General features: G+C 74.7%; 1 protein-coding gene. It reads right to left on the bottom strand.

Annotated elements, in window-relative coordinates; all coding sequences use genetic code 11:
- Nucleotides 1-2,571 (bottom strand): non-ribosomal peptide synthetase (locus tag AC507J_RS32170; protein ID WP_496294305.1); only part of this gene is annotated, 2,571 nt, incomplete at both ends.

Below are 2,571 nucleotides of genomic sequence, written 5' to 3'. Positions count from 1 at the left end.
CGCCGGGTGCCCGGTCAGCACCGCCTCGATCTCACCCGGCTCGATCCGGAACCCACGCACCTTCAACTGATCATCCACACGACCCAGAAACTCCAGAACTCCATCGCCACGCCACCGCGCCCGATCACCGCTCCGGTACATCCGCGAACCATCAGCAGCAAACGGATCCGCCACGAAACGCTCCGCCGTCAACGCCGCCCGACCCCCGTACCCACGAGCGACGCCAGCCCCACCCACGTACAACTCGCCGGGAGCCCCGACCGGCACGGGACGCAAACCGGCATCCAGCACGAACACGGTGGTGTTGGCGATGGGCGTGCCGATCGGTGGCGACTCGGGCACGGGCCGTCCGGCGGTGAGCTCGTGGACGCAGCAGCCGACGACGGTCTCGGTCGGGCCGTACTCGTTGACGACGACGGTGCCGGGGGCGTCGGCAAGCCAGGCCCGCACGTAGGCGCCGGGGAGCGCCTCGCCGCCGACGACGAGACGGGCGGCCATGGTGGCCCGGGTCGCCGGGGCCAGCATCTCCCGCAGCAGCGGCAGGTGGGCGGGGACGAGCTTGGCCAGGCCGAAGCCACCGGCGGTGCGGGCGATCTCGGCGAGCCCGTCGGCGCCGCCGTCGCCGCTGACGACGACCGGGGCGCCGGCGACGAGCGGCGGCAGGAGGCTGGTCACGGTCAGGTCGAACGACAGCGACGTGTGCAGCGGCGCACCGCCGGTGGCGGTGACGCCGTAGGCCCCGACCGCCCAGGTCACGTAGTTGACGAGGCCCCCGTGCGTGACCTGCACGCCCTTGGGCAGGCCGGTCGAGCCGGAGGTGTAGATGACGTAGGCGAGCTGTTCGGGCGCCGGCGGCGCGACGGCCGGCAGCGGCGCCGTCGCGGCCAGGGCGGTCCGCGTGTACGGGTCGTCCAGCGTCACGACGACGGCCCGGCCGACGGGCAGGTCGCCGACGAGGTCGTCGGTGCCGACGACGACCGCGGCCCGGCTGTCGGCGAGCATGAACCCGAGCCGCTCGGCCGGGTATTCGGGGTCGAGCGGCAGGTAGGTACCGCCGACCTGCCAGACAGCGAGGACGGCGACGACCATGTCGGCCCCACGGGGAAGGCACAGCCCGACGACGGTCTCGGGGCCGACGCCGGTGTCCCGCAGGTGCCGGGCCAGCCGCCCGGCGCGGTCGAGCAGTGCGCCGTAGGTAAGCGTCCGGGCGCCGGCGAGCACCGCGACCGCGTCCGGTGCGGTGCGGGCCCGGTCGGCGATCAGCTCGTGCACACCGCCGGCCGGTGGCCGTTCGGTGGCGGTGTCGTTCCAGGCCCGCACCAGCAGGTCGTGCTCGGCCGGCGGCAGCGCGGCGACGGCGGACAGCGGCCGTCCGGGCGCGCCGGCCACCGTGGTCAGCACGGCGAGCAGTTGCCCGATCATCCGCCGCACGGTTGCCTCGTCGAACAGGGCGGTTGCGTACTCGACGGCGCCGGCCAGGGACGCGCCGTCGTCGGCGAAGATGAGCCGCAGGTCGAACTTGGCGTTCACCCCGTGCTGCACCTCGTCGCCCGGATCACCGGCGGGGGCCGGGTCAGCTTGCCCGTAGTAATCGAACAGCGCCTGGAACAGCGGCGTACGGGAGCGGTCGCGCTCGGTGCCGAGCGCGTCCACGAGTTGCTCGAACGGCAGGTCCTGGTGGGCATAGGCGTCCAGGGCGACGCCGCGGACCCGGTCGAGCAGCTCGGCGAAGGCCGGGTCGCCGGACAGATCGGCCCGCAGGACGAGGGTGTTGACGAAGAACCCGATGAGGCCCTCGGTCTCGGCTCGGTTGCGGTTGGCGACCGGGGTGCCGATGACCACGTCGTCGGTGCCGTAGTGGCGGGCCAGCAGCGTGAAGCAGGCGGCCAGCAGCGTCATCGACATGGTGGCGCCGCGCTCGCGGGCCAGGGCGCGCAGGCCGGCGGTGACGTCCGGCGGCACGGCGAAACGGAGCACGGCGCCGGCCGAGGATCGCACGGGCGGCCGGGGCCGGTCGGTGGGCAGGTCGACGGCGGGCAGCCCGGAGAGGCGGCGACGCCAGTGGTCGAGCTCGGCCTCGAGGACATCGCCGGCGAGCCAGTCCCGTTGCCAGGCGGCGAAGTCGGCGTACTGCACCGGCAGTGGTGGCAGCGGCTCCCCCCGGTGGAGCGCGTCGAGTTCGCGGCGCAGGATCCGGCCCGACCACTCGTCGAAGGCCACGTGGTGCAGCGTCAGGGCGAGGGCGTGCTCGTCCGGGGCGAGACGAACGAGGACCGCGCGGATCGGCGGATCGGCGGCGAGGTCGAACGGCGCGGCGGTGTCCCGTGCGGTCAGGGCGGCGAGGACGCCGGCAGGGTCAGCCGCGCCGGTGACGTCGGCGACCGGCAGCGGGAACGGACCGGGCGGGTCGATGACCTGGTGCGGCACGCCGTCGGCGGCGGTGACGAGCCGGGTCCGCAGCACCTCGTGGCGGGCCGTGAGCGCGCTGAGGGCGGCGCCGAGCGCGGCGGCGTCGAGCGTGCCGCGGAACCGGAAGGGCGGCAGCGGCAGGTTGTAGTCGGTCGCGCCGGC

This window comes from Micromonospora sp. PRAS1 (genome assembly GCF_059553435.1).
This window is presented reverse-complemented; position numbering and strand designations above follow the sequence as displayed.